The 18,711-nt window shown below is 56.7% G+C and carries 19 protein-coding genes and 1 tRNA gene; 10 read left to right on the top strand and 10 right to left on the bottom strand.

Annotation, left to right across the window (positions count from 1 at the left end):
* Positions 1–74 precede the first annotated feature (74 nt).
* Complete coding sequence (locus tag R6T97_RS06405) at positions 75–683, top strand: biotin transporter BioY (protein ID WP_410348462.1); 609 nt, start codon at positions 75–77, stop codon at positions 681–683.
* Between the two features lie 50 nt (positions 684–733).
* On the opposite strand, the gene R6T97_RS06400 is transcribed toward R6T97_RS06405, so the two are convergent.
* The 5 genes from R6T97_RS06400 to R6T97_RS06380 all read right to left on the bottom strand — a co-directional run bounded on the left by R6T97_RS06400 (position 734) and on the right by R6T97_RS06380 (position 7,082).
* Positions 734–1,939 (bottom strand): alpha/beta fold hydrolase, encoded by a 1,206-nt coding sequence (locus R6T97_RS06400; protein WP_410348461.1) that lies wholly within the window; start codon positions 1,937–1,939, stop codon positions 734–736.
* Between the two features lie 114 nt (positions 1,940–2,053).
* Positions 2,054–3,901, bottom strand: a complete 1,848-nt coding sequence (locus R6T97_RS06395; protein ID WP_410348460.1) for an extracellular solute-binding protein — start codon at positions 3,899–3,901, stop codon at positions 2,054–2,056.
* A 151-nt stretch (positions 3,902–4,052) separates the two neighbouring features.
* Positions 4,053–5,147, bottom strand: a complete 1,095-nt coding sequence (locus R6T97_RS06390) for a Hint domain-containing protein (RefSeq protein ID WP_410348459.1) — start codon at positions 5,145–5,147, stop codon at positions 4,053–4,055.
* Positions 5,148–5,303: 156 nt separating this feature from the next.
* Complete coding sequence (glnA, locus tag R6T97_RS06385) at positions 5,304–6,710, bottom strand: type I glutamate--ammonia ligase (RefSeq protein WP_410348458.1); 1,407 nt, start codon at positions 6,708–6,710, stop codon at positions 5,304–5,306.
* 33 nt (positions 6,711–6,743) lie between these two features.
* Positions 6,744–7,082 carry a P-II family nitrogen regulator gene (locus tag R6T97_RS06380; RefSeq protein WP_410348457.1) on the bottom strand — a complete coding sequence of 113 codons (339 nt, stop codon included), beginning with the start codon at positions 7,080–7,082 and terminating at the stop codon, positions 6,744–6,746.
* A gap of 174 nt (positions 7,083–7,256) precedes the next feature.
* Here R6T97_RS06380 and R6T97_RS06375 point away from each other — a divergent pair, with 174 nt between their 5' ends.
* From R6T97_RS06375 to tig, 3 genes are all read left to right on the top strand, one after another.
* On the top strand, positions 7,257–8,789 hold the full coding sequence (locus tag R6T97_RS06375) for an NAD(P)H-hydrate dehydratase (RefSeq protein WP_410348456.1): 1,533 nt from the start codon (positions 7,257–7,259) through the stop codon (positions 8,787–8,789).
* Positions 8,790–8,877: 88 nt separating this feature from the next.
* Positions 8,878–8,962 (top strand) — tRNA-Leu (locus R6T97_RS06370).
* A gap of 23 nt (positions 8,963–8,985) precedes the next feature.
* Entirely contained in the window at positions 8,986–10,317 is a 1,332-nt protein-coding gene (gene tig / locus R6T97_RS06365) for a trigger factor (protein WP_410348455.1), read from the top strand.
* A 117-nt stretch (positions 10,318–10,434) separates the two neighbouring features.
* Here the strand turns inward: tig and R6T97_RS06360 are convergent, their stop codons facing one another.
* The 4 genes from R6T97_RS06360 to rpsF all read right to left on the bottom strand — a co-directional run bounded on the left by R6T97_RS06360 (position 10,435) and on the right by rpsF (position 12,375).
* Positions 10,435–11,007: a hypothetical protein gene (locus tag R6T97_RS06360; protein ID WP_410348454.1), complete on the bottom strand. Its 573-nt coding sequence runs from the start codon at positions 11,005–11,007 to the stop codon at positions 10,435–10,437.
* A gap of 128 nt (positions 11,008–11,135) precedes the next feature.
* A complete protein-coding gene (gene rplI / locus R6T97_RS06355) occupies positions 11,136–11,753 on the bottom strand; it encodes a 50S ribosomal protein L9 (RefSeq protein ID WP_410348453.1) in 618 nt (205 codons plus the stop codon).
* Between the two features lie 12 nt (positions 11,754–11,765).
* Positions 11,766–11,993, bottom strand: a complete 228-nt coding sequence (rpsR, locus tag R6T97_RS06350; RefSeq protein WP_008235217.1) for a 30S ribosomal protein S18 — start codon at positions 11,991–11,993, stop codon at positions 11,766–11,768.
* A 28-nt stretch (positions 11,994–12,021) separates the two neighbouring features.
* On the bottom strand, positions 12,022–12,375 hold the full coding sequence (rpsF, locus tag R6T97_RS06345; protein WP_410348452.1) for a 30S ribosomal protein S6: 354 nt from the start codon (positions 12,373–12,375) through the stop codon (positions 12,022–12,024).
* 268 nt (positions 12,376–12,643) lie between these two features.
* On the opposite strand from rpsF, the gene R6T97_RS06340 reads away from it, so the two are divergent.
* The gene (locus tag R6T97_RS06340; RefSeq protein ID WP_410348451.1) at positions 12,644–13,273 is read left to right on the top strand and encodes a hypothetical protein; all 630 of its coding nucleotides are present in this window, start codon (positions 12,644–12,646) and stop codon (positions 13,271–13,273) included.
* A 102-nt stretch (positions 13,274–13,375) separates the two neighbouring features.
* On the top strand, positions 13,376–13,954 hold the full coding sequence (locus R6T97_RS06335; protein WP_410348450.1) for a YceI family protein: 579 nt from the start codon (positions 13,376–13,378) through the stop codon (positions 13,952–13,954).
* A 66-nt stretch (positions 13,955–14,020) separates the two neighbouring features.
* On the opposite strand, the gene R6T97_RS06330 is transcribed toward R6T97_RS06335, so the two are convergent.
* Positions 14,021–15,202 (bottom strand): cytochrome b/b6 domain-containing protein, encoded by a 1,182-nt coding sequence (locus R6T97_RS06330; protein WP_410348449.1) that lies wholly within the window; start codon positions 15,200–15,202, stop codon positions 14,021–14,023.
* A 182-nt stretch (positions 15,203–15,384) separates the two neighbouring features.
* On the opposite strand from R6T97_RS06330, the gene fabD reads away from it, so the two are divergent.
* The 4 genes from fabD to R6T97_RS06310 form a co-directional block, all read left to right on the top strand.
* The gene (fabD, locus tag R6T97_RS06325; protein ID WP_410348448.1) at positions 15,385–16,323 is read left to right on the top strand and encodes an ACP S-malonyltransferase; all 939 of its coding nucleotides are present in this window, start codon (positions 15,385–15,387) and stop codon (positions 16,321–16,323) included.
* A gap of 18 nt (positions 16,324–16,341) precedes the next feature.
* Positions 16,342–17,079, top strand: coding sequence for a 3-oxoacyl-[acyl-carrier-protein] reductase (fabG, locus tag R6T97_RS06320; RefSeq protein ID WP_410348447.1), 738 nt, complete (start codon positions 16,342–16,344; stop codon positions 17,077–17,079).
* A 204-nt stretch (positions 17,080–17,283) separates the two neighbouring features.
* A complete protein-coding gene (locus R6T97_RS06315; RefSeq protein WP_100367011.1) occupies positions 17,284–17,517 on the top strand; it encodes an acyl carrier protein in 234 nt (77 codons plus the stop codon).
* A gap of 198 nt (positions 17,518–17,715) precedes the next feature.
* A partial coding sequence (locus R6T97_RS06310; RefSeq protein ID WP_410348446.1) for a beta-ketoacyl-ACP synthase II occupies positions 17,716–18,711 on the top strand: 996 nt, incomplete at its 3' end.

The following is an 18,711-nucleotide window of genomic DNA, read 5'->3' as shown; positions in this document are numbered from 1 at the left end:
GCCATCATGCTTGCGCCGCGTCGCGGCATGGGCAATAAAACGATAACGAAATAAACAGTAGGGGAGAGCGGCACATGGCCCTCGCACGCAACGATAAAGTTCTGACAGAGGTCTTCGGCCCGTCCGAAGGCACCGCATTGCGCGTCAAGCAGGTGCTGATGGTGGTTCTGGGGATTGTGGCATTGGCCATTCTTGCCAAGATCAAGGTGCCCGTGCCCGGAAGCCCTGTCGCCATGAACATGGGCACATTTGCGGTGCTGACGATTGGCGCCACTTATGGGCCGCGTCTGGGGCTGACAACGATTATGGGCTATATGATCGTGGGGATGCTGGGCTTTGATGTGTTTCAAAGCTCGACCGCTGATCTGAACGGTCTTTCTTACATGATGGGCAGCACAGGCGGTTACCTGATGGGCTATGTACTGGCGACGCTGGCGCTGGGTTTTGCGGCGCGTGCTGGTTGGGACCGCTCGGTTTTGATGATGGGCGGTGCATTGTTGATCGCTAATGCGCTGATCTATCTGCCCGGTGTGGCTTGGCTGAGTGTTCTTTACGGCAACAGCCTGACTTGGGCCGTGAGTGTGGGCCTTGTGCCATTCCTGATCGGTGATGCGCTCAAGCTGGGCCTTGCCGCGCTGTTGGTTCCCGGTGTGTGGAAGCTGATCGGCAAAGCCCGTTCGTAAACCGCCACGATCAATATTGAGAAAGGCGCTGCTATTCACAGCGCCTTTTTTCATGCCAGATGGGTTGTCACTGTCGAGGATCGTTCAAGCGTGCGGTGGACAGGGCATTTGTCCGCGATCTCAAGCAGCTTGTCGCGTTGTTCCTTGCTCAGGTCCCCTTCAAGGCGGATGGTACGGTCGAAATGATCGACTTTTGCACCCGGATCGGCGGCGTCCGCCGCATGTTCCTTGGCATGGGTGATATCGACGCTGACACCGGCCAGCGGCCAGCCCTTGCGCCGCGCATACATGCGGATCGTCATGGATGTGCAGGCCCCGAGACCCGCCGAGACAAGCCCGTAAGGGGTCATCCCCTTGTTGGTGCCGCCGAATTTTTTGGGTTCGTCCGCCAGCACATGATGCGGGCCGGATTGCACATCTTGCAAAAATCCGTCCGCGTCGGCCTCTGTCACGCGCGTCACACCTTCCGGGGCGGCGGGGTGTTCCTTGGGTGCGGGCAATTTCAGGTAGCGCATGGACCATGCCACAATGACATCAGCGGCATATTCGGCATCTGCCGGATCGGTGATCAGGTGATCTGCATCATCAAGGGTGACGAAGCTTTTGGGATGTTTTGCGGCAAGAAAGATGTCCGAGGCATTTTCGACCCCGACCACCGCATCGCGCGGGGCATGTAATACCAGAAGTGCCGCGCCCAGTGTGGCGATAGCAGGACGCAGCGCAGCCTCGCGGATATCCGTGACAAAGTCCTTTCCGATACGAAAGGGGCGACCGCCCAGCGACACGTCCGCCGCGCCATCGGCCATGATCTGCGGGATCGCATCAGCGAAATTGTGGGTAACGTGGGATGGATCAAAGGGCGCGCCGATCGTGACGACCGCTTTGATGCTTTTCATCATGGGGGCGGCTTTCAGCACTGCCGCACCGCCCAGTGAATGCCCGATGATCAGCGACGGCGCCATGCCGCGTCCATCCAGCGCTTCGTAGGCTGCGATCAGGTCGTCGACGTTGGAGGTAAAGCTGGTGTTTTCGAATTCGCCCTCGGAATGGCCAAGGCCGGTGAAATCGAACCGCAAGACCGCGATTCCCATTGACGATAGGCGTGCGGCGATCCGGCGTGCGGCGGTGATGTCCTTGGAACAGGTGAAGCAGTGCGCGAAAAGCGCCGTCGCTAAATGTGGCCCATTGGGCAGATCAAGGCGGGCAGCGAGTGTGTGGCCCGCATGCCCTTCGAATGTGAGCTTTTCGGTTGGCATCTGTCGGTCCCTCTTTGTTGTTGATCAAACAAATGACCGTGCAAAAGCGGCACTGCAACCCTTGCAGCATGTTCTCGCAGCAAGGTGAGGGGTGTTACCGGTTTCATGGGCTTGTCAGAGCCCGCCGCTCAGTGCGCCTTCGGCAACAAGGCGGGCATAGTTTTCGCGGTTAAACCACCAGAAATCGACATTGCGAAAGAAGTCATAGGGCGCGGGTTCTTGGGGTATCCCGAAGATATCCCAGACCGCCACGCGATGCGCGCCAAGGTTCCAGCCGCCGATCCAGATGTGTTTTGACCGCAGCACACGGTCCAAGGCACGGACGGCTGTGGTCAGTTCTTCGCGGGTGTTGGCCATGACCACGCGTTCGATCAGTGCATCGACAACAGGATCAGCCAAGCCTGTCAGGTTGTTGCTGCCCTCGGCCTGAGCTGCGGCTGACCCGTAAAAGGCGCGCAGTTCAGCGCCCGGTGTCGTCTGCACCGACCATGCCGTCGAGGATAGATCAAAATCAAAGGCCTGACGGCGCTGGGTCCATGAACTGGGGTCGATCACCTCGAAGGTCACATCTATGCCAAGCGCTTTGAGGTTTTCGGTGTAGGGGATCATGATCCGCTCGAGACTGCGGCTGCTGTCGGGAAATTCCAGATTCATCATGTCGCCAGCGGCATTTCGACGGATACCATCGTCGCCGACAGTCCAGCCAGCGGCATCCAAAAGTTCTGCCGCTGCGCGCAGGTCGTCGCGGTCGCGTGGGCGGGGGCCACCGGGGTTTGGAATATGGGCGGGCTCACTGAAAATCTCGGGCGGCAGTTGATCGCGGAATACATTGAGCAGGGCCAGTTCGGCGCCTTCGGGGATGCCGGTCGCCTGCATATCTGTGTTTTCAAAGAAACTGTCGGTGCGGGTGTAGGTGCCGTAAAAGATGGTTTCGTTGGTCCATTCATAATTGAACGCGTATTCAAGGGCTTGGCGCACGCGGATGTCTTGCAGGACCGGATTGCGCATGTTGAACCAGATGCCTTGGGCGTTGGCGGGGCGGCCATCGGGGATCAGCATCTGCTTGACCCAGCCCGCCTGAGCCGCGGGAAAATCATAACCCGTCGCCCAAGAGGCCGAGCGGTATTCGACGCGCATGTGATACGCGCCCGCGGCGAAGGCTTCGAGCCCCACGGTATCATCGACGAAATATTCGTAATTGAAGCACTCAAAATTGTTGCGCCCTGCGTTCACGGGCAGGTCTGCCGCCCAATAGTCGGGGTTTTTGCAAAATGTGATGGCACGTGGCGCATCCACCTGTGTCACCTCGTAGGGGCCGGACCCCAGCGGGATATCCATCCAGCTTTCGCCGAAAGGGACAGTGTCATAGAAATGTTCCGGCAATATGGCCAGTTCCGCGATGCTGCCCAGCAACCCGCTGCCACCACCGGGGGCGAGGTCAAACCGCACACGCAGGTCGCTTTCGGCCTCTGCGCTGATCACATCGGCCAGCAGGTTGCGATAGTAGGGATGCCCTTCGGTCTTTAGCGCATTGATTGTAAACACAACATCCTGTGCAGTCACCGGTGCGCCATCGTGAAACCGCGCCTCCGGTCGCATGTTGAAGGCGACATAGGACAGATCGGCGGGGTATTCGATGGTTTCGGCGATCAGGCCGTAAAGCGCATCGGGTTCATCATTCGCCCGCACCATGAGGCTGTCATAGATGTGCACGCTGACTTCGGGTGCGCCGTCGCCCTTGATGATGAAGGCGTTGAGGCTGTCAAAGGTAGGCGTGCCGAAAAGCTGGCGCTGGCTCATGGTGCCACCTTGTGGGGCATCGGGATTGGCATAGTCGAAATGCGTGAAATCCGGCCCGTATTTGAGATCGCCAAAGGTGGAATAGCCATGGCTGACCGTGATATCGGCAAAGGCTGGCAGAGCAGACGCGGCCAACGCAAGCGTGAGAGGGAACTTCATCATTTCATGCCTCTGGAATGGATCAAGGATAGACAAACATTGTCATTTCGAGAGTCAAGATAGCGCGCTTTGGCGACGTGTCGCATGTCCGCGGTTTCGGCGCGCAGGGCTTTCACCGCATCGGTCACTTCGAAGCCGTTGGTGGCACTGCGCTCTAGGTCATCCGAAGCGGTTTTTCGTTCTTTGCATGGCGTGCCACAAATTTCTTTTGCGACGCGCCCGAAGGGATCAATCGTGCCGGTATCGCCTCATAACGGTTTTCGGCAATGTCTGGAAAAAGTGTGATGATCTCGCGGCGCGCATCGGGGGCTACGGCTTTCAAGGCTTCTGGTCCGGTGAACAGGCTTTCTGTCGGAGCCCCTTCGGCAAGTATGATTTCATGTGTGTCGAAAAGCAGATGGTAATATTCCACCTTGGTCACGCCGGTATCGACAAAGATGCCCGGTAGGGCTGTCAGCTTGATGGCTGAAATAAGAACTTCATCTGTTCCGAACATCCGCTGCGCAATATTCGAAGACGCCAACATGCGATGCTGCCGCGACACCAGCAAGTCGCGCTCGGGAAGTCCGCCACCGAGAGTACCAGCACTGATGCGGACAGGGAAGAGCCTGGGGTTTTTGGCCAGATCATCCTCGGCCACTTTGGCGCAGAATATGCGCCGAAGTGTGGCGAATGTCCCGTCACTGCGCAGCACCTGATCATCGGGGGCGAGAGTCTCGACTTTTCGGGGACCAGAGTTGGTTTGTATGGCGGTGCCTTCGCAAAAACAGATGGGCACAAGGCGCGATTCATCAATGACATTAGGCCCGCCATTGGAAGGGCCTTCACTGGTGCTGACAACCCTGAGCGAAACACCTGCTGGAGGTGGTGTATCAATAAACGCTATTGCTTCCACTGTGGCGTATGAGGGGCTTGAATCGTTGATATTAACGGCAATCGCCGTGTATTCGATCCCTGTTGCATCATCGCGCAGGATGATTTGGTATTCTGCCTCGATCACAGTGTTATCGGCAAAGGTCGTGCCATCAACGGTTTGTGCGCCATCAAGGCGTTGACCTGAATCGTTGTCGGCAAAATTTGTCTCGGATCCGGCATCCGAGATAAAGATTTCTGATGCGGCAATGGTATTTATGGTAATGAACTCGCCGACAAGATGGCTGCCGTCGCCTTGGGTGATGCCATCAAGTGACACACCGCCGGTGATTGAAATCTGCGATTCACCAAGGACCCAGATGGAATAGTCGGCCAACTTTCAATTTCCTTAAGATGTCAACTTTGTGAACTGATTTGTCGTGAACGCTAGCACGGAGCGCTTTGGTCTGCGAAGGAAAAATCGCAAGTCATGGTTTCGGAAACAAAAAGCCCCGCCAGATTGCTCTGACGGGGCTTTCCTGAACCATGGGAATTAGCAGCTGTAGTACAGCTTGTATTCAATCGGGTGTGGGGTGTGCTCGTAGGCGTAAACTTCTTCCCACTTGAGCTCCATGTAACCTTCCAACTGGTCTTTGGTGAAGACGTCACCGGCCAGCAGGAAGTCGTGATCTGCTTCGAGAGCTTCGAGAGCTTCGCGCAAGGAACCGCAGACGGTCGGGATCGCGGCCAGTTCTTCTGGTGGCAGATCATAGAGGTCTTTGTCGGAGGACGGACCCGGATCGATCTTGTTCTTGATGCCGTCAAGGCCAGCCATCAGCAAGGCTGCAAAGCAAAGGTAAGGGTTTGCAGCCGGGTCGGGGAAACGGGCCTCGACGCGCTTGGCTTTGGGGTTTTCTGCCCATGGAATACGGACACAGCCCGACCGGTTGCGTGCAGAGTATGCGCGCAGAACAGGGGCTTCGAAACCCGGGATCAGACGCTTATAGCTGTTGGTTGACGGGTTGGTGATCGCGTTCAGTGCTTTTGCGTGCTTGAGAATACCACCGATGAAGTAGAGTGCTTCCTGCGACAGATCGGCATATTTGTCGCCCGAGAAAATCGGCTTGCCTTCTTTGAAGATCGACATGTTCACGTGCATGCCCGTACCGTTATCGCCAGCGATCGGCTTGGGCATGAATGTGGCTGATTTGCCGTAGGCCTGTGCCACATTGTGGATGACATATTTGTATTTCTGAAGCTCATCGGCCTGATGTGTCAGCGACCCGAAGATCATGCCCAGTTCGTGCTGGCAAGACGCCACTTCGTGGTGGTGCTTGTCGACCTTCATGCCCATGCGCTTCATCGTGGACAGCATCTCGGAGCGCATTTCCTGCGCATCGTCGATGGGGTTCACAGGGAAATAGCCGCCCTTGATGCCGGGGCGGTGGCCGGTGTTGCCCATTTCGTATTCGGTGTCTGTGTTCCACGCGCCGTCGATGGCGTCGACTTCGTAGGACACCTTGTTCATGGAGACGCTGAAGCGCACATCGTCAAAGACAAAGAATTCGGCTTCCGGGCCCCAGTAGGAAACATCACCGATACCGGTTGATTTGAGGTATTCTTCGGCCTTGACTGCGGTACCGCGTGGGTCACGGCTGTAGGGTTCCATCGTGTCGGGTTCAACGATGTTGCAATTAATGCAGACTGTCTTTTCGGCATAGAACGGATCGACATAGGCACTTTCAGCCTGTGGCATCAGCTTCATGTCGGACTGGTCGATGGATTTCCAGCCAGCGATAGAGGATCCATCAAACATGAACCCTTCTTCAAGAAAGTCTTCGTCGACCAGATCTGCCACAACAGTGACGTGCTGCAGTTTGCCGCGTGGATCAGTAAAGCGGATGTCGACGTAGTCGGCTTCCTCGTCTTTGATCAGTTTGAGAACAGCTTTGTTGTCCATCTAGGATGTCCCTTTTTTGTAGAGTCGTTTAGATTAAAGCGCTTCGTCGCCGGTTTCACCGGTCCGGATGCGGATGGCTTGTTCGACAGGCGAGACAAAAATTTTGCCGTCACCGATCTTGTCGGTTTTTGCGGCGCCAATGATCGCTTCGATTGCGCCATCGACCTGATCCTCCGACAGGACCACCTCGATTTTCACCTTTGGCAGGAAATCAACGACGTATTCAGCGCCACGGTACAGTTCTGTATGGCCTTTTTGTCGGCCGAAGCCTTTGACTTCGACGACGGAAAGGCCCTGAACGCCGACTTCTTGCAACGCTTCTTTCACTTCGTCGAGTTTGAACGGTTTAATAATCGCTTCGATCTTTTTCATCGGCCCGCGACTCCCCTTTGGTGTTTCGTCAGTGGTCAGACCATTTCTCTTGCATAGGGACAATTCGTAGCGGAACCTGATGGCAAGCTGGCCAAGCGAAAGGCGACGTTTTGCTTAAATTTTATGCAACTCGCGTGCTTTACGGGCGGTTTAATAACTTTGGGTGCTGAAACCATGACCGATCTGCTGACTGCTGCTCAAATGCGCGCCATCGAAGAGGCTGCAATTGCCTCTGGCGAGGTGACCGGACTGGAGTTGATGGAGCGTGCAGGGCGCGGGGTTGTTGAGGCAGTCTTTGCGGAATGGCCAAAGTTGGCAAGCGGGGCGCATCGCGCGGTGGTGCTGTGTGGGCCGGGGAATAATGGCGGCGATGGGTTTGTCGTTGCGCGGCTGCTGAAAGAGGCGGGGTGGAGTGTGGCCGTTTTTCTGTATGGAGATGCCGACAAGTTGCCGCCGGATGCCAAGATCAATTGTGAGCGGTGGGCGCGGTTGGGGACAGTTGCCTGTTTTGACCAAGTTACTCGCTTTGATGACGAGGCAGATCTTTACGTTGATGCCTTGTTCGGAACGGGTTTGGTCAGACCGTTGGCCGGTGCCGTGTTGGATTGGGTTGCGGACCGCGCTGCTGATCCTCGGGTTGCCACGAAGACAGTTGCAATTGACGTACCATCCGGCCTGTGCAGCGATAGCGGCCGTGAACTTGGGCGTTCGGCCGAAACAGTTCTCGCCGGTCTGACTGTCGCCTTTCATCGGATGAAACTGGGTCATGTCCTGTCGTGGGGTCCAACTAAATCAGGCAAGACTGTCGTTGTTGATATTGGTCTGTCAGCGCAATCAAACCCCGAAATTGTGAAAAGCGTGACCGGGCCGACAAACAGTCTGGCCCGCTCTGAAATGGCACATAAATATACGCACGGTCATGCGCTGGTCCTTTCGGGCGGTGTCGGCAAGGGCGGGGCAGCGCGCCTGACGGCGCGTGGTGCGCTGCGGGCGGGGGCAGGGGCCGTGACGGTCGGTTGCCCGCCAGCGGCGCTGATCGAGAATGCAGCGCAATTGAATGCGATCATGTTGCGCAAGATCAGGGATGCTGCGGCGCTTGAAGATGCGTTGAGTGATCCCCGCATCAATGCACTTTGCCTCGGGCCCGGTTTGGGTGTGAGCGATGAAAGCCGGGATCTTGTCGAGGCTGGCTTGAAAAGCGGACGGCCGATGGTTCTAGATGCGGATGCCTTGACGCTTATCGGGCGCGATGCGCCTTTGTTTGCGTTGCTGCATGACCACTGTGTCTTGACGCCACATGCCGGAGAGTTCGGGCGGTTGTTTCCCGATATCGCAGCAAAGTTGGCAGCACCAGCAACCAAGGGCCCGGCCTATTCCAAGGTCGACGCCACGCGCGAGGCAGCAGAACGGGCGGGTTGCGTGGTGCTTTACAAGGGGCCGGACACGGTCATTGCGGACCCATCTGGGCGGTGTCGCATCAACGCATCCGTTTACGAACGCGCGGCCCCGTCGCTGGCGACGGCCGGTTCAGGTGACGTGCTGGCAGGGTTCATCGCAGGCCTTTTGGCGCGCGGTTTCAGCCCGATGCAGGCGGCGGAAACGGGTGCTTGGCTGCATACCGAATGCGCCCTGTCCTTTGGCCCCGGCCTGATCGCCGAGGACTTGCCAGATGAATTGCCGAACGTCTTTCGTTCCTTGGGCATTTGAGGGCGATTTTTCCTCTCGCATCCTCCGCTTTCCTTTGCTAGACACCCCGCAACCGGGGGCAGGCCTAAAACCTGCCCCCTTTGATCATGCGGGTGTGGCGGAATTGGTAGACGCACCAGATTTAGGTTCTGGCGCCGCAAGGCGTGGGGGTTCAAGTCCCTTCACCCGCACCAAAGTTGAAAAAGAAGGACAGCACATGAAGGTCACCGAGACCCTGAACGAAGGCCTCAAGCGCGGTTATGCGATCACCGTCACGGCGGCTGAACTGGATACCAAGGTTGAAGAAAAGCTGAAAGAAGCCCAGCCCACCGTCGAGATGAAAGGTTTCCGCAAGGGAAAAGTTCCCATGGCATTGCTGCGCAAGCAGTTTGGCCAGCGTCTGATGGGTGAAAGCATGCAGGAAGCCATCGACGGCGCACTGTCTTCGCATCTTGAGGAAACCGGCGATCGCCCTGCCGCCCAGCCCGAAATCAAGATGACCAACGATGACTGGAAAGAAGGCGACGATGTCGAGATTTCGGTGTCTTACGAAAATCTGCCAGAGATTGCAGACGTCGATTTCAGCAAGATCAAGCTCGAGCGTTTGGTCGTGAAGGCGGATGAGGATTCGGTCAAGGAAGCCCTTGATAACCTGGCCGATAGCCCGCAAGCGGTGGAATACGAGCCGAAGAAAACCCAAGCCAAAGACGGTGATCAGGTCGTTTTCGATTTTGTTGGTAAAGTGGATGGTGAGCCGTTTGAAGGTGGCGCTGCGGAAGATTACCCGCTCGTGCTGGGCTCCAACTCTTTCATCCCCGGTTTCGAAGATGGCCTGCTGAAGGTGAAAGCCGGAGACGAGAAAGACGTCGAGGTCACATTCCCCGAGGATTATCAGGCCGAAAACCTGGCTGGCAAGAAGGCCGTGTTCACCTGCACCATCAAGGAAGTCAAAGGCCCCAAGAAACCGAATCTGGATGACGAGCTGGCCAAGAAATTCGGCGCAGAGGATCTGGATGCGTTGAAGGCGCAAATCACAGAACGTCTGGAAGCGGAATATACGGGGGCATCCCGTGCAGTTGCCAAGCGCAGCCTGCTGGATGCGCTGGACCAAGAGGTTAAGTTCGACTTGCCTGCGTCATTGGTTGAAGCAGAGGCGAACCAGATTGCGCACCAGCTGTGGCACGAGGAAAACCCCGAGGTTGAGGGCCATGACCACCCAGAGATCGAACCGTCAGACGAGCACATCAAGCTGGCAGAGCGCCGCGTGAAACTGGGCCTTCTATTGGCGGATATCGGTCAGAAGGCCGAGGTGAAGGTCTCTGATCAGGAAATGACACAAGCCATCATGAACCAGGCGCGCCAGTACCCCGGTCAGGAACGCCAGTTCTTTGAGTTCGTGCAGCAGAACGCACAGTTCCGCCAGCAGCTTCAGGCCCCGATGTTTGAAGACAAAGTCGTCGACCACATCTTCGAGCAGGCTGCGATGACAGATAAAGAGGTCAGCAAGGATGACCTGCAAAAGGCCGTAGAAAAGCTCGAAGAAGAGTAACTTCTTCACATAACGGTACTAAAAGGGCGCCCTTGGGGCGCCCTTTTTTGTTGGGCATCATGCAGTAGGCGTGAAAACTGGTATCTGGCTGATTAAAACCGGTGTGCTTTGCGGGTTTTACATTAGCTCGGTCAAGTTGATCCCGACCGTGATTGCCCCGACGGCATCTCCGGTTGTCTGATCGACAATTGTCATGGAAACTTGGCCTTGGACCTCTTGGGTGGACCTATCAAGTTCGACATCACTGATGTGGACCGCTGCATTGCCCACCGGATAGGTTTGCAGGAACTTGGCCTCATCGCCTTGCCAATAATCCGAAGTCGGGACCGAGGCAGCGACGTTCAGCCCGCGGGCGTCCATCACAAATGCCTCTGTAATGGCACCGTTGGATTGCGTGACTTGCCTGCGCAAAAAATCGGCAGCAGGGTTTGCGATGACATTTGCTATGATTTCAGCATCATTGACTCCGACGAAACCACGCCAAAGCTGGTCCAATTCGTCGATCTTGGCCTGATCGTAGCCTGCAGTTTCAGCGTTTTGCGCCCGAATGGCCATAACCAGAATCGGGTCATGGACCCAAGCCGTGATATGTTCGTCCAAATAGGACTGCAAAGCCTTCTTCATTTCATCGGCGTGCAGGGCAGGGCTGTTGGCAAGAAGGAGGGCGAGACTGATCCAGAGTTTATGCATGATGTGTCCTTTCTGTTCTGCCAGCACAGTGACCCGCGCACCCTAAGAAACGATAAACAGGCCCGAAAATACAAAAAAGGCCGCCCCCAATCAGGAGCGGCCTTTCAGCATTTTAAGATGCGACAAGATTACTCTTTGTCTTCTTCTGCTTCGACACCGGCGGTTTCAGCCAGTTCTTCGTCGTCGGATGCAGCGGCGCCGATATCTTCGAACAGTTCCTGAATTTCGAATTCAGCAGCCGCTTCTTCTTCTGCGGCCTGTTCAGCGATGGATTTGCCGGCTTCCTGCAGTTGGGCCTCTTCGACGGAACGTGCAACGTTCAGTGTGATCGTGGCTTCGACTTCGGGGTGCAGCTTGACGGTCACGTCATGCAGACCCAGTTCTTTGATCGCGCCACGCAGAACAACCTGCTTCTTGTCGACCGAGAAGCCAGCCTTTGTTGCAGCTTCGGCAGCGTCACGTGTCGTGACCGAACCATAAAGCGACCCTGCATCGGAAGCGGAGCGGATCACGATGAACTTTTGACCATCAAGTTTTGCCGCCATTGCGTCGGCTTCTTTCTTGGTCTCGAGATTGCGTACTTCCATCTGTGCTTTTTCGGCTTCGAAACGGGCAAGGTTGGCCGTGTTCACGCGCAGTGCTTTGCCTTGCGGCAGCAGAAAGTTGCGTGCGTAGCCGTCCTTGACGGAAACGACTTCGCCCATCTGGCCCAGCTTTGCGACGCGTTCAAGTAGGATGATATCCATGGGATGATGTCCTTATTTTACGGCGTATGGCAGCAGGGCAAGGAAACGGGCACGCTTGATCGCACGGGCGAGAGCACGCTGGTTCTTTGCACCGACAGCGGTGATACGGGCGGGAACGATCTTGCCGCGCTCGGAGATGTAGCGCTGCAAGAGGCGGGTGTCTTTGTAGTCGATCTTTGGGGCATTATCGCCCTCGAACGGATCGGACTTGCGACGGCGGAAAAATGGTTTGGTTGCCATGATTTGAGTGTCCTTATCTGATCAACGGTTAGCGGCGCTCGCGGCGTTCGCCACGTTCTTCGCGTTTCTGCATCTGCACGGAGGGGCCTTCTTCATGGGCGTCGACCTTGATGGTCAGCACGCGCATGACGTCTTCGTGCAGGCGCATCAGGCGTTCCATTTCCTGCACGGCAGGGGCGGGGGCGTCTGTGCGCAGAAAGGCATAGTGCCCTTTGCGGTTCTTGTTGATCTTGTAGGCCATCGTCTTGACGCCCCAGTATTCGTTTTCCAGCAACTTGCCGCCGTTGTCGGCGAGAACGGTTCCGAAATGTTCGATAAGGCCTTCTGCTTGCGTGTTGGACAAGTCCTGACGCGCAATCATGACATGCTCATATAGCGGCATGTGAACTCCAGTTCATATATCGGCGCATTTCAAAGGATGGGCGTTTAACCTTGCGTGCGTCCCATCCACGAGAGGCTGCGCAGTTCATACATTTTGCAGCAAGGATGTCGCCTTATACAGGGCAATCGGGGTGATGCAAGACTTGAGGGCCCAAGATAAGCAGCGTTCTGGCAACATTCCGGAATTTCTTGATCCGGCTTTCGGCCTGCCCCTTTTACCGCAGTGTTTGATAGGGATGGTAATAGCATAAAAAAGATGGAGTGGGCAGATGACAGATATGGATGCGTCCCCGGCAGATTTCACGGGCGATATTACCCGGACGATCCCGTTTGCAACCGAAGAGGTGTTCTGGGGGTATAAGGTGCGCCCCCGAAAAAGCGCGCCGGTTTCGGTGATGTTCGTGCAGGCGCTTTGTTTTTTCTTCGGGGTGTGCCTGATGACGGCGGCCTTGGGCGTACTGGTGTTGCCCGTCCTCTTTTTCGACGGCGGTGCGGGGGTCATACGGATTGGTGCCGCAACGTTGATGGCGGCTGCGGGGGGATATCTCTTGTGGTTTGCCAGTCGCGGCGCAGTGACCGAGCTGCACATTGACACGCGCCTGAAAGAAATTCGCGAGGTTGCTTGCAACCGCTCAGGCAAGTCCACGACCGTTGCCGCGTATACATTCGACGAGATCGGAGGCATTTTTTTGGTGCCTGATCAGGAAGCAGACCAGATGCATTTATTGCTTGGTTATCTTGATACGCGTCAGACGATCGCAGTTGCCACTGGCACAGAGGCGCAGTTGCTGACCTTGCGTGATCGTTTGGTACGGGATCTTTTGGGGGAAGATGTTTTGGCGGGATCACCGCCAGCCTTGGGAAAGAGTGCGATGCCTGCCGCAGCACTTGGATCGTGAGTTACGTACAGGCGAACAAGTTCTGTTCATTTTTGAAGCTATGCACCGCCGAGCGATAGTCTAACTGACACCCATGCACACTTACATACATGGAGCTAGACTATGAAAACCCTTATCGCATCTGCGGCACTTGCTGCAGCGACACTCACGACGCCAGCCTTCGCAACCTCCACCGACTATGTTCTGGACGCCAGCCACAGCCAGATCGTTTTTTCCTACGAACACCTTGGCTATTCAACGACATACGGCATGTTCTCTGGCTTTGAAGGTCAGATTGCCTTCGATCAGGAAAATCCTGCTGCATCTTCGGTGAACGTGTCCTTTCCGGTCCGCGCGATGCTGACAGGGTGGGAAGCCCGCTTTGACCACTTCATGAGCGGTGATTTTTTTGCAGCGGCAGAAGATGAGATGGTAACATTCACATCGACATCAATCGAAGTGACCGGCGACGAGACTGCCCTGATTACCGGCGATCTGACGCTGAATGGTGTCACGAAAGCAGTCGTACTTGATGCCAAGCTCAATCAGGTTGGTGATCATCCAATGGAAGGAAAGCCATGGGCCGGCTTTGACGCAACGACAACGCTTTTGCGGTCCGACTTTGAAGTTGGTGCTTTTGCGCCCTTCGTCAGTGATGAAGTCGAGATCATGATTTCCATCGAAGCGATGCAGGCTGAATAAAACCAATCAAAGAACTTGTTATGCTTCAGGCCGCTTCCCCTTGCAGGGAAGCGGCCTTTTTCGTGCCTATCGTGTCGCCGTGAGTGCGATGTCGACGGTTACCGCAAAGTCGAGATTGGTTTCGTCGCTCATGCTTTGCCCGATGGCGAAGGTGCGGCGGTCGATCACCACGGACCCTTCCATCTGCGCCATGTCGTCAGCGAGTGTCAGCGTGAACGGCAGGCTGAGCGGCGCTGTCACATCTTTGATCGTCAGCGTCCCCTCGGCAATATAGCTGTCACCGTCAGGGATGATATCCGCGGCAAAAACGGCTGTCGGGAAGCTGTCTGCATGAAAGAAATCCGGCTCTAATGCGTTGCTTGTGACCGAGCCGATCTGGAGCGAGCCGATGGCGATGGTCGTTTCCACTGCCCCCAGAACGCCGGTCGCGTTTTCATCAAAGCTGATAGCAGAGGTCCAGTCGTTGAAGGTGCCTGTCACGGGGTTGCCGAACTGGGTGATCGTGAGGGCAATTTCGCCTTCGGTCACGGTCCATTCGGAAGTGACTGCGGCAAGGTCGGCTTGCGCTCTATCTGATTTTTCCGTGTAGAGACCTGCGGCTGAACCGACTGCCGTTGCCGCGATGTAGACAGCGACGGCTGCGACAGGTGCGACCAGGCTGCTGTGATGTATCCCGCTTGTTGCGATCGCGGGTCCGAACCACATCCGGCGCAAGGTGGCATCTTTGTCGATAAAATGGTGTTTGAGCGCCCCGGCAACGTGCAGCAGAATGGCACCCACCATGATCCTGCTAAAGACCCAGTGCAGACCTGCAAAGAGCTTTGCAACGCTTTCGTCATTGGGCACGAAGGGCAGATCCTGGCTGATCGGCAAAAGGAACGGCGCAAAGCCCTCTGTTGCGGCGTGATGAATCCAGCCGGTCAGGGGGACCGCAACGAGAGAAATATAGAGCAGCCAATGCACAAGGTCCGCCAGCCTCGTCTCGACCTTGCGTTCGGGATGCAAAGTGGCCGGTTTGGTTTGGGTCAGCGCCCAGATGATCCGCCCGAGGGCCACCGCAAAGATGATTACCCCCAGCGTTTTGTGAAACGAGAACAACTGCGCCTTGAACGCGAGTTGTTCGTTCGTCTCATAGGGTAGCCGGTTGGCGACAGCCCCCAGCGGGATGACCGTGAGGATCAAAAGGGCTGTGAGCCAGTGAAAGGTTTTTGTGACGGTGCCGTAGGTGGCGGCCTTTGTGCCGGACATGGCGAACTCCGATGTTGTTTCACACGTCAGGTAGCATGTCTGGATTGGGCGCAAAGACGATACTGTGTGCATAGGCGCGTTGGCTTTGTGCATGGGCGATCTGAAGGATGCGTGTCTGCTTGTGCGCGCGGGCGCGGCGCGGTAAGCGTCAGGCAACAAAAGGTAACAAAAGGGAGCGTTCCATGCGCGCATTTGTATTTCCCGGGCAGGGGGCACAGACCATCGGTATGGGCAAGGCGCTTGCCGCCGCCTATCCGGCGGCAAAAGCTGTCTTTGATGAGGTGGATGAAGCGTTGGCGCAGGATCTTTCGGGGTTGATCTGGGACGGCGACATTGAAGAGCTGACCCTGACGGCAAATGCGCAGCCTGCACTGATGGCCACATCCATGGCAGCGATGCGGGCGTTGGAAGCGGAAGGCGTGACGATAGAGGCTGCGGCTTTTGTGGCGGGCCATTCTTTGGGCGAATATTCTGCACTTGCTGCTGCCGGTTCGTTTTCCGTAGCTGATACGGCCCGTTTGCTGCGCGCCCGTGGTGCCGCCATGCAAGAGGCTGTGCCGGTTGGCGTGGGTGCTATGGCGGCGATACTGGGTCTTGATTTTGCAACGGTGCAAGACGTTGCAGCAGAAGCAGCCCAGGGCGAAGTGTGTCAGGCGGCGAATGACAACGACCCTGCGCAGGTGGTCGTGTCCGGACACAAAGCAGCCGTCGAGCGCGCCGTCGATATTGCCAAGGCAAAGGGTGCAAAACGTGCCCTTTTGCTGCCAGTCAGTGCGCCCTTCCACTGCAGCCTGATGCAGCCTGCTGGCGATGCGATGGCCCGCGCTTTGGCGGATGTCGAGATTGCAGACCCCAAGGTGCCCGTTGTCGCGAATGTGCGGGCCGAGGCCGTGTCGGACGGCGCGCAGATCAGTGCGCTTTTGGTTGAGCAGGTCACGGGCTCGGTGCGTTGGCGTGAAAGTGTGATCTACATGGCAGCCCAAGGTGTCACCGAGGTTTACGAGATTGGCGCGGGCAAGGCCCTGTCGGGAATGATCAAGCGTATTGACCGCGGGCTGGCGACGGCGGCAGTCGGTACGCCGGATGATGTGACCGCGGCGGTTGCCGCGATAAACGGATAAATAAAGAAGGGTTTGTAAATGTTTGATCTGAAAGGAAAGAATGCGTTGGTTACAGGTGCTTCCGGTGGCATCGGTGGGGCCATTGCGAAAGCCCTTTATGATGCAGGCGCAACTGTTGCCTTGTCTGGTACCCGCGTTGCGCCGCTTGAAGAGCTGGCGGCATCACTGGGAGAACGCGCGTATGTCCTGCCGTGCAATCTGAGTGATGCAGAGGCCGTGACTGCCCTGCCGAAACAGGCAGCCGAGGCGATGGGATCGGTCGATGTGCTGGTCAACAATGCAGGCATCACGCGCGACAATCTTTTCATGCGAATGTCGGATGAGGAGTGGTCGTCGGTTCTCGAAGTGAACCTGACGTCGACCATGCGCCTGTGCAAGGGTGTGATCCGCGGGATGATGAAATCCCGCTGGGGACGGATCGTGAATATCTCGTCCGTTGTCGGTGCGACCGGCAATCCCGGGCAGGCGAACTATGCGGCGTCCAAGGCGGGGATGGTGGGCATGTCCAAGTCGATCGCCTATGAGGTGGCCAGCCGCGGGATCACCGTGAATTGCGTGGCACCGGGCTTTATCACCACTGCGATGACCGATAAACTGACGGACGAGCAAAAGTCCGGTATTTTGACGCAAGTACCTGCGGGACGCATGGGAGAGGCCGAGGAAATCGCGGCGGCGGTGCTCTATCTTTCAAGCCCTGAGGCCGCTTATGTTACCGGTACGACCTTGCATGTGAACGGTGGTATGGCCATGATCTAGCAAGTCGTCACTTTCGATGGCCGAAAGCGTTTGCCAATGCGCTTTTCTCTGTTATAGGCCTCGCAGATTTGCTGAACAGCGCATGTGACGCTACGTCAAATGTTGTGCAGGTCAGATACGATTGTGGCCCGGTATGGGCGCATAGAAATGGGCGTAAGCCCGGTGAACAACGGGCCAAAGCCCACAGAAACGTAAGGATTTGATATGAGCGACGTTGCAGACCGCGTACGCAAGATTGTTGTTGAGCATCTTGGTGTTGAAGAAGACAAAGTGACGGAAGCTGCGTCCTTTATTGATGATCTGGGCGCTGACAGCCTGGACACTGTCGAGCTGGTTATGGCTTTTGAAGAAGAGTTCGGGATCGAAATCCCCGATGACGCTGCCGAGACCATCCAGACTTTCGGTGACGCTGTTAAGTTCATCGACGGTGCCAAGTAAGCCCTTCGACTGATTTTGCGACACGGCGCCTCTTGGGGCGCCGTTTTGCATTTCGCGGTTCAGATTCCGCGTCGCTGATATTCAGTTGTAGTTAGACATCCCCGTGCGATCCTTGCCGATCGCAATCGCCGCACTTGCCCCTCGCCCCGTCGCTGGGCTATCAGTGGCGCTAAATACGCCAAGAGGTGAGGGCATTATATGCGTCGTGTTGTTGTGACAGGTCTGGGGTTGGTCACGCCCCTTGCGGACGGTGTTGAAAAATCCTGGGAACGGATCTTGGATGGCCGGTCAGGTGCCGGGACGATTACCGGTTTTGATCCCAGCCGGTTGACCACACAGTACGCCTGCGAAGTGCCCTTGGGTGACGGATCAGACGGGACGTTCAACGCGGACATGTATCTGGACCCCAAGGAACAACGCAAGGTTGATACATTCATCATTTTCGGCATGGCAGCCGCGCAGCAGGCCATTGAGGATGCGGGCTGGACCCCAGAGGACCGTGAGGACCAAGAGCGCACAGGCGTGATGATCGGCTCTGGTATCGGTGGTTTGAATTCAATCGCGAATACCGCCGTTATGATGGCTGAAAAAGGCCCGCGCCGTGTGTCGCCTTTCTTTGTGCCCGGTGCGCTGATCAACCTGATTTCGGGTCAGGTTTCCATAAAATACGGCTTCCGTGGCCCCAACCACGCGGTTGTCACGGCCTGTTCGACCGGTGCCCATGCCATCGGTGATGCATCGCGGCTGATCCAGCATGGTGATGCCGATGTGATGATTGCCGGCGGTGCCGAGGCCGCGATTTGCGAATTGGGAATTGCCGGTTTCAACGCGTGCAAAGCGCTGAGCACAAAGCATAACGAAGATCCAACCAAAGCCAGCCGTCCGTGGGACAAAGACCGTGACGGGTTCGTAATGGGCGAGGGTGCGGGGATTGTCGTTCTTGAGGAGTACGAGCACGCGAAGGCCCGTGGTGCCAAGATTTATGCCGAAGTGCTGGGCTATGGGCTGAGCGGTGATGCCTATCACATCACGGCCCCACCACCCGATCACGAAGGCGCGGAGCGCGCGATGCGCGCGGCCTGCCGCAATGCGGGGATTGACCCTTCACACCGAGACCCGCATGATCCAGGGCCGGGAGCTCTCTCACCCCGAGGAACAGCGCCTCACCGAGGCGCTTCAGTCCGCACAGGACCA

Source organism: Yoonia sp. (assembly GCF_046498525.1).
Classification (GTDB): domain Bacteria; phylum Pseudomonadota; class Alphaproteobacteria; order Rhodobacterales; family Rhodobacteraceae; genus Yoonia.
This window is presented reverse-complemented; position numbering and strand designations above follow the sequence as displayed.

Bases quoted from the DNA above. Each gene is read 5' to 3' on its own strand.
- R6T97_RS06405 (WP_410348462.1), top strand. From the start codon at position 75: ATGGCCCTCGCACGCAACGATAAAGTTCTGACAGAGGTCTTCGGCCCG.
- R6T97_RS06375 (WP_410348456.1), top strand. From the start codon at position 7,257: ATGACCGATCTGCTGACTGCTGCTCAAATGCGCGCCATCGAAGAGGCT.
- fabD (WP_410348448.1), top strand. From the start codon at position 15,385: ATGCGCGCATTTGTATTTCCCGGGCAGGGGGCACAGACCATCGGTATG.
- R6T97_RS06340 (WP_410348451.1), top strand. From the start codon at position 12,644: ATGACAGATATGGATGCGTCCCCGGCAGATTTCACGGGCGATATTACC.
- rplI (WP_410348453.1), bottom strand. From the start codon at position 11,753: ATGGATATCATCCTACTTGAACGCGTCGCAAAGCTGGGCCAGATGGGC.
- rpsF (WP_410348452.1), bottom strand. From the start codon at position 12,375: ATGCCGCTATATGAGCATGTCATGATTGCGCGTCAGGACTTGTCCAAC.
- R6T97_RS06380 (WP_410348457.1), bottom strand. From the start codon at position 7,082: ATGAAAAAGATCGAAGCGATTATTAAACCGTTCAAACTCGACGAAGTG.
- R6T97_RS06330 (WP_410348449.1), bottom strand. From the start codon at position 15,202: ATGTCCGGCACAAAGGCCGCCACCTACGGCACCGTCACAAAAACCTTT.
- tig (WP_410348455.1), top strand. From the start codon at position 8,986: ATGAAGGTCACCGAGACCCTGAACGAAGGCCTCAAGCGCGGTTATGCG.
- glnA (WP_410348458.1), bottom strand. From the start codon at position 6,710: ATGGACAACAAAGCTGTTCTCAAACTGATCAAAGACGAGGAAGCCGAC.
- R6T97_RS06360 (WP_410348454.1), bottom strand. From the start codon at position 11,007: ATGCATAAACTCTGGATCAGTCTCGCCCTCCTTCTTGCCAACAGCCCT.
- fabG (WP_410348447.1), top strand. From the start codon at position 16,342: ATGTTTGATCTGAAAGGAAAGAATGCGTTGGTTACAGGTGCTTCCGGT.
- R6T97_RS06395 (WP_410348460.1), bottom strand. From the start codon at position 3,901: ATGATGAAGTTCCCTCTCACGCTTGCGTTGGCCGCGTCTGCTCTGCCA.
- rpsR (WP_008235217.1), bottom strand. From the start codon at position 11,993: ATGGCAACCAAACCATTTTTCCGCCGTCGCAAGTCCGATCCGTTCGAG.
- R6T97_RS06315 (WP_100367011.1), top strand. From the start codon at position 17,284: ATGAGCGACGTTGCAGACCGCGTACGCAAGATTGTTGTTGAGCATCTT.
- R6T97_RS06400 (WP_410348461.1), bottom strand. From the start codon at position 1,939: ATGCCAACCGAAAAGCTCACATTCGAAGGGCATGCGGGCCACACACTC.
- R6T97_RS06335 (WP_410348450.1), top strand. From the start codon at position 13,376: ATGAAAACCCTTATCGCATCTGCGGCACTTGCTGCAGCGACACTCACG.